Origin of the sequence: Runella sp., assembly GCF_027484545.1 — a bacterium.
Classification (GTDB): Bacteria; Bacteroidota; Bacteroidia; order Cytophagales; family Spirosomataceae; genus Runella.
Genome location: NZ_JAIXST010000117.1, coordinates 1 through 6,505 on the forward strand (window position 1 = coordinate 1; position 6,505 = coordinate 6,505).

General features: G+C 44.7%; 6 protein-coding genes. All 6 read left to right on the plus strand.

The genetic code is table 11. The annotated features are described in order from the left end of the window. Nucleotides 1-288 precede the first annotated feature (288 nt). Complete coding sequence (locus tag Q0081_RS10125; protein ID WP_298352288.1) at nt 289-2,061, plus strand: M14 family metallopeptidase; 1,773 nt, start codon at nt 289-291, stop codon at nt 2,059-2,061. Nucleotides 2,062-2,191: 130 nt separating this feature from the next. Next, entirely contained in the window at nt 2,192-4,012 is a 1,821-nt protein-coding gene (locus tag Q0081_RS10130; RefSeq protein ID WP_298352291.1) for a M14 family metallopeptidase, read from the plus strand. A gap of 211 nt (nt 4,013-4,223) precedes the next feature. Further along, a complete protein-coding gene (locus tag Q0081_RS10135; RefSeq protein WP_298352294.1) occupies nt 4,224-4,691 on the plus strand; it encodes a hypothetical protein in 468 nt (155 codons plus the stop codon). A gap of 12 nt (nt 4,692-4,703) precedes the next feature. After that, entirely contained in the window at nt 4,704-5,438 is a 735-nt protein-coding gene (locus Q0081_RS10140; protein WP_298352297.1) for a DUF4386 domain-containing protein, read from the plus strand. Nucleotides 5,439-5,545: 107 nt separating this feature from the next. After that, complete coding sequence (locus Q0081_RS10145) at nt 5,546-5,842, plus strand: type II toxin-antitoxin system HigB family toxin (RefSeq protein ID WP_298352300.1); 297 nt, start codon at nt 5,546-5,548, stop codon at nt 5,840-5,842. A gap of 14 nt (nt 5,843-5,856) precedes the next feature. Then, nucleotides 5,857-6,228: a type II toxin-antitoxin system HigA family antitoxin gene (locus Q0081_RS10150; protein ID WP_298352303.1), complete on the plus strand. Its 372-nt coding sequence runs from the start codon at nt 5,857-5,859 to the stop codon at nt 6,226-6,228. Nucleotides 6,229-6,505: the final 277 nt, after the last annotated feature.

A 6,505-nucleotide genomic window follows, 5' to 3' on the forward strand; every position in this document is an offset into this window, starting at 1 on the left:
CTAAAACAGTTTCGCCTATATCAGTTGTGATTTCAATTTTTACTTTTGCCATAATTGTGATTTTGAAAACAAAAATAACAGGACAAAAGGGTTAACACACAAAATATTACAGCGGGAATGATTTTGCTTCATTTTAAAGTCTCGTTCGGCCAACTAAGAGAGGAAACAACCCGCACAAAACCCACCTGTACCTCTCTACAATTTCGGTTTTTATCGCTCTGCCTGACAACAATGTGTTTGGTATATTTTTCTTAGCTAAATTGCCGGTGAAAACTAAAACCAAACTTTATGATTCGTCAACTACTCTATGGGGGAGTGATGGCGTTGGTGTGTATGGCGCAACTAACCGAAGCGCAAACTGCAACCTACAACAACCACGCACAGCTCTCCACTCGACTTAAAAATTTGTCTTCCAAGTACGCTGCACAGGCTTCTGTGCGTTCGATTGGCAAAAGTTCGGGCGGCCGCGACCTTTGGTTACTTACGTTGGGCAAAGGCGATGCCACCAAAAAACCTGCGATTCTGGTCGTGGCCGGATTGGACGGAACTCACTTGGCAGGAACTGAACTCGCCATTCAAACGGCGGAAAAAATGCTCGGTGCTGCCAATGCCGACAGTATTTCTAAATTATTGGATGCCAAAACGTTTTACTTTCTGCCCAGCATGAATCCTGATGCGCAGGAGCAATTTTCGGCTAAATTGAAATACGAGCGCACCGGCAATGATACCAAAGTCGATGACGACCGCGATGGCCGCGTTGACGAAGATCCTTTTGAAGACCTCAACGGCGATGGATTGGTCACGTGGGTGCGCGTGGAAGACCCGTCAGGAACGTTTGTGGGGAGTAAAGAAGATCCGCGCATTTTGGTCAAAGCAGACCCCACCAAAGGAGAAAGCGGAAAATACCTGATTTTCAGCGAAGGAATTGACAACGATAAAGACAAAGCCTTCAACGAAGACGGTGCCGGTGGTATCAATCCCGAGAAAAACTTTACGTTTGATTATCAAATCTTCGTACCGGGCGGTGGCGAATACGCCGCTTCTGAGCCGGAAGTTCGGGCTTTATTGGACTTTTTGTACCGCGCTCCTAACATCTTTGCCGTGCTTACGTTCGGCCCCAACAACAATCTCAGCGAAGCACCCAGATTTGACGCTTCCAGAGTAGCGCGTCGGATTCTGACCGGACCGCTCTCGAAAGATGTGAAGGCGATGGACCAAGTGTCTAAATTGTACAATGGCCGTACGGGGCTGAAAGATGCACCTTCCATGTCTCAAACACGGGCTAATTTCTCTCAAACGGCTTATTATCACGCTGGTCGTTATAGTTTTACTACGCCCGGTTGGTGGGCTTCTAAAGTGGATGCTCCCCGAGATACTACTCGTCGTGCCGCAGCCGTTCCAACTACACCTTCCAACACCACGGCACCTGCCGGTCCGCCCGCAGGCGGTGGTGGCGGAGGAGGCCGTTTTGGTGGAGGTGCAGGAGGCGGTGCTGCTGCCGCGGCCAATGCTGCGAATGCCAGTGAAGACGATACCCGTTTTCTGAAATGGGCCGACAAAGAAAAATTAACGGGTGTGTACGTAGATTGGAAAACCATTCAACACCCTGATTTTCCCAATCAAAAAGCCGAAGTGGGAGGTATTGTTCCTTTTGCAAAATTGAACCCTCCGGTTTCTTACTTGGCAGCTTCTGCTGATAAACACTTGAAATTTTTAACCGGTTTGGGTGCTCAAATGCCGGATGTTCAGTTGGTGAATGTAAAATCAGAATCGCTTGGTAATGGTCTGACCCGCGTAACCGCGACGGTGATTAACAAAGGTTTGTTGCCTACGTATGCCGAAATCGGCGATCGGGTACGGTTTGTTCAAAAGGTAAAAACGGAACTCAAATTGGGTGCCGGTCAGGCCATTGTATCGGGCCGTCGTCTCAATCTTCGCAGTGCATTGGCTCCCGATGAATCCGAAGAATACACTTGGTTGGTATCCGGAACAGGTAAACTGACCATTGAGGCGGGCTGTCCTACGGCAGGTGTAAAATCGGCCGATGTGACGTTGAAGTAGACCACCTTACAGCCCCCTAACCGCACGGGCGGCCTTGCCCCGATGGGGGAATAAAAATCTCCAATCCGTAACAGCGAACCGCTCGGAGGGGATACGTTATTTCTTTCAAAATTTTAAGACAAATCAAACGATGAAAAATATACTGAAAAAAATTGCTTTAGCCCTTGTTTTTTGCTCCCCATTGGGGCTGGGGGCTATTGCTCAATCCACTGACCCCGACCTTAATGGAATGCGGGCCATCGGGACTCCGGCCAATCCAAAAGTAAAATGGTCGTGGAATTATTACATGGACTATGCCGCCTTCAATAAACTGATGCAGGAATTGGCCAAAGCGTATCCTGATTTGGTCAAATACGAATCCATCGGAAAGTCGTATCAGGGACGCGACATGTACGTCATGACCATCACCGATTTTAAAAGTGGTAAACCGGAGCATAAACCAGCGTTTTGGATTGATGGAAATATTCACGCCAACGAGTTGCAGGGCACGCAGTTTGCCATGTATACCGCTTGGTATTTGGCAGAAAGTTTCGGAAAAATGGATTTTGTAACCGATATGTTGAAAGGACGGACTTTCTACATAATTCCATCACTAAACCCCGATGCGCACGAAAACTTTATCAATACCTCCAACACCACTGGCTCATCGCGTTCCGGAATGATGCCTCTTGATGATGACGGGGATGGCTTGGTGGACGAAGATGGCTTTGATGATTTGGACGGAGACGGCAACATCGTCACCATGCGTCGCAAATCTCCTACAGGTCGCTATAAAATTGACCCTGACTATCCGGGACGTATGATTTTAGCAAAACCTGATGAGCAGGGCGAATACGAAATGCTTGGTTTTGAAGGCATTGACAATGACGGCGACGGACGTGTCAACGAAGATAATCCGGGAGCGTATGATCCTAACCGCGATTGGGGCTGGGGATGGCAACCGGATTATATTCAAGGTGGAGCACTTTTTTATCCCGGAACCTTGCCCGAAACCCAAAATGTAAAAAAATTCTTTTATTCCCACCCCAATATTGCTGGCGCACAAAGTTATCATAACACGGGAGGGATGTTGTTGCGTCCACCGGGAGCCGAAGAGGATGCGATTTACGTGCCACAATCCGATATTGCCGTTTATGATGTGATTGGCAAAACGGGTGAGAAAATGATTCCTGGTTATCGATATTTCGTTCTTTGGAAAGACCTGTATACTGTCTATGGCGGTGAAATTGATTGGATTGGTTTAGGACGCGGGGTGTTTATGTTTTCCAACGAGATCAATACTTCGTACCGTTTGTTCAACAAAAACTCTTCCGAAAACCGCAATCAAAATAGTGAATATGAGGAGTTTGATAAGTATTTGCTGTTAGGAGACAGTTACGTAAAATGGAAGCCTGTCAAACATCCGCAATACGGTGACATTGAAATTGGGGGAACAAAGAAGAACTATATACGCAATACTCCCGGCTTTTTGCTCGAAGAAGAAGGGCACCGCAATATGGCTTTCACTATGCTTCATGCCTATCACATGCCTAAGTTGGAAATCCTTGATATCAAGTCAAAAGCATTGGCCAACGGCCTGACCGAAGTGACGGCAGTTGTTCAAAACCAACGGGCTATCCCAACGCACTCGGCACACGATATTCGATTCAAAATTGAGCGTCCGGACTACATTACCCTCAAAAATGCGCAGGTATTGGCGGGAATGATTGTAGAAAACGATGATTTGGGCCTTACCAGAGAACAAAAATACAATCCTCAAACCATTGAAGTAGCCAACATTCCTGGTACCGTCGGTGGCGGTGGAGGAGGTGGCGGTGGTGGTTTTGGCGGTTTTGGGGGCGGTGGCGGAGGAAACTCCGTTAAAGTTCGCTGGATTGTCAAAGGAAAAGCCGATAAATGGACGGTCGAAGTAGATAGCCGCAAAGGTGGAGTTATCAGCAAAACCCAATAAGAGCAGACTTTGCATTTGTTATAAAAAAGGGGTTGGTCGAAAGGTCAACCCCTTTTTTATAACTCTGTGAAACTCCGCATTTTTACTCTGTGCTACTCTGTGGTTAAAAATAGGCAGAAAAATATTCGCAAAAATCGCTTTTGGACATTTGTCCGGTAGTTTTCGTTGCCTGAAGCGGAACTTTGCATCGTCAACTAAAACAAAAGACGCTATGCAAAAAATTACTCTCTTTAGCCTGCTCCTCTTGGCAGTGAGCCTCGGTTTCGCTCTAAGTCGTTTCTCAACGCACGAATTCAGTATCAACGGTTTTCGTAACCCTTCCATCGGTGCCGAATACCGATACAAACACCTGTCCGTTCATGCCGGATACTACACTACCGCTTTTGAATCGGGTGTATTTACCAATTTTGTTAAAACGGGTGCTACCCTTTGGTTTTTGCCCGTTGGCAAAAAAGAAAATCCTTCGTCTTTTTATTCCTCCCTTTCGTACGCTCGCGGCTTAACGAGAGAGTACAAAGACAAAAATGCCATGATTGGCGAAGTGGGTTTTCGCTGGATGGTATGGCGCGGACTCAATCTTAGAATAGGGGTTGCGGCTTTAGCATCCAGCGGACAAAGCCTGAAAATCAATCCAACACCTGGTATCAGTTATTCATTTTTCAGCAAAAGAAAAAAATAAACGGTTTTTACAATGGAAAATACAGATTTCAACACAGAAAAAATAATTGGCATCTTGCTGATTACGGTGGCGTTAGCCTTGTTTGTTCCCTATACCTTACTGACGATTACCTTTGATTATCCCAACATTTTAAGAGAAGATACGGGCGTGATTTTAACCCGATTTAAAGCGGGCGGAAATGCCCTGATTTGGACTTGGTTTGCCTTTGCGTTGGTGGGTTTACCCTTGCTCGGAGCTTATGTTTTGATGGGGCAAAAATTGGAAAATAAAAGTTGGTTTGTACGTTTGGCGACCATCATCGGCATTCTCGGATTGGTGGTACAAATGATTGGGTTACTTCGCTGGACGTTTGTGGTGCCTGTTTTGGCTACTAATTTTGCCAATGGCAACGAAATGACAAAGGAAGCAAGCAAAGTTGCTTTTCAAGTCATTCACCAGTACGGCGGTGTTATTTTGGGGGAACATTTGGGGCAATTGTTTACTATTGGTTGGACGGTTATGATGTCAATGGTTTTTCACAAATTGAGACTCTTTCCGACGTGGCTGATTGGGATGGGGTATGTTGCTTCCGCTATTTACCTGTTGGCCCAAGCAGAGCTTTTCGCCACTGTCATGCCCGACTTCCCGGTGTGGGATTTGGCAGGCTTTTTGGGAAGTACTTTATGGCTGATTTGGCTGGTAATTGTGGGAGTTAAATTTCTTAAAATGAGGGTTGAGAATTCAGAATTCGATTTGATTAGACGTTAAGAAAAGAAGTATGATAGACTTTAAAGTTTTCATTGTAAACTAATTAAAAAATTCCCATTTTTGTATAGTTATATACTAAAGTGAGAATTTTTAGTTTGCAGCCGTTCATGAGGGTAATTACGAAAGGAACATTAAAAGAGTTTTGGGATCAATACCCCGACGCAGAACAGGAATTAAAGTATTGGTACAAAAAGATGAAAAGTACCAACTATCAGTCACCAAACGAAGTGCTGGCTGATACGCCAAAAACAGATACTGTCGGTAATAACATAATAGTCTTTAACATTTGTCATAACAAATATAGACTGATTGCTTTGTTTAGGTATAAGCTACAAACGGTCTATATCCGATTCATCGGAACTCACAAGGAATATGATAAAATTCAGGACATCAAAAACATTTAATTTCCTATCCCGTTATGGAAGCTATCGAATCGCTTAAACTAAAACCTGTCAAAACGAGAGAACAGTACAAAGAATACCTGACGCTCATTGATTCATTGGTTGATTGCCCGGAGGGTAGCCCTGAAGAGGAGGTCTTAGAGCTTGTTTCTATTTTGGTAGAAGATTACGAAACAAGGCATTATCCGATTGAAGCCCCTGATCCGATTGAAGCGATCAAATTGAAAATGGAAGAAGAGGGTTTAAAAAGAAAAGATCTGGCTCCCTATTTTGGAAGCATTAGCAGAGTATCGGAAGTGCTTAACAGAAAAAGACCTCTGACGCTTGAGATGATAAAAAAGCTTCATCGAGGGCTGGGTATTTCAGCAGAAACCTTGTTAGCGGTATAGCAATCCCATTATTTAGGGGGCTTTTGCTTTTTAGGACAGAAATTTTTCGCTTTCTTCGTCCGCTTCGGCGGTCCGATAACCTAATCTAATTCCCACCCTGATGAAATTCGTTGGGGGTAGGACAAGTTAGTTATAAATCTCAAAAATAGCGATATTTGGTTGCAGGATTCAAGTTACAAATGCAACTTCTTGATGGTTAGTTAATTGATTAAAAATTTGATTTGGTGTTTGAAAATCATGTCTTTTTCTTGGCCTGTTATTAAGTTCATTCTCTACA

Bases quoted from the DNA above. Each gene is read 5' to 3' on its own strand.
- Q0081_RS10140 (WP_298352297.1), top strand. From the start codon at position 4,704: ATGGAAAATACAGATTTCAACACAGAAAAAATAATTGGCATCTTGCTG.
- Q0081_RS10125 (WP_298352288.1), top strand. From the start codon at position 289: ATGATTCGTCAACTACTCTATGGGGGAGTGATGGCGTTGGTGTGTATG.
- Q0081_RS10130 (WP_298352291.1), top strand. From the start codon at position 2,192: ATGAAAAATATACTGAAAAAAATTGCTTTAGCCCTTGTTTTTTGCTCC.
- Q0081_RS10145 (WP_298352300.1), top strand. From the start codon at position 5,546: ATGAGGGTAATTACGAAAGGAACATTAAAAGAGTTTTGGGATCAATAC.
- Q0081_RS10150 (WP_298352303.1), top strand. From the start codon at position 5,857: ATGGAAGCTATCGAATCGCTTAAACTAAAACCTGTCAAAACGAGAGAA.
- Q0081_RS10135 (WP_298352294.1), top strand. From the start codon at position 4,224: ATGCAAAAAATTACTCTCTTTAGCCTGCTCCTCTTGGCAGTGAGCCTC.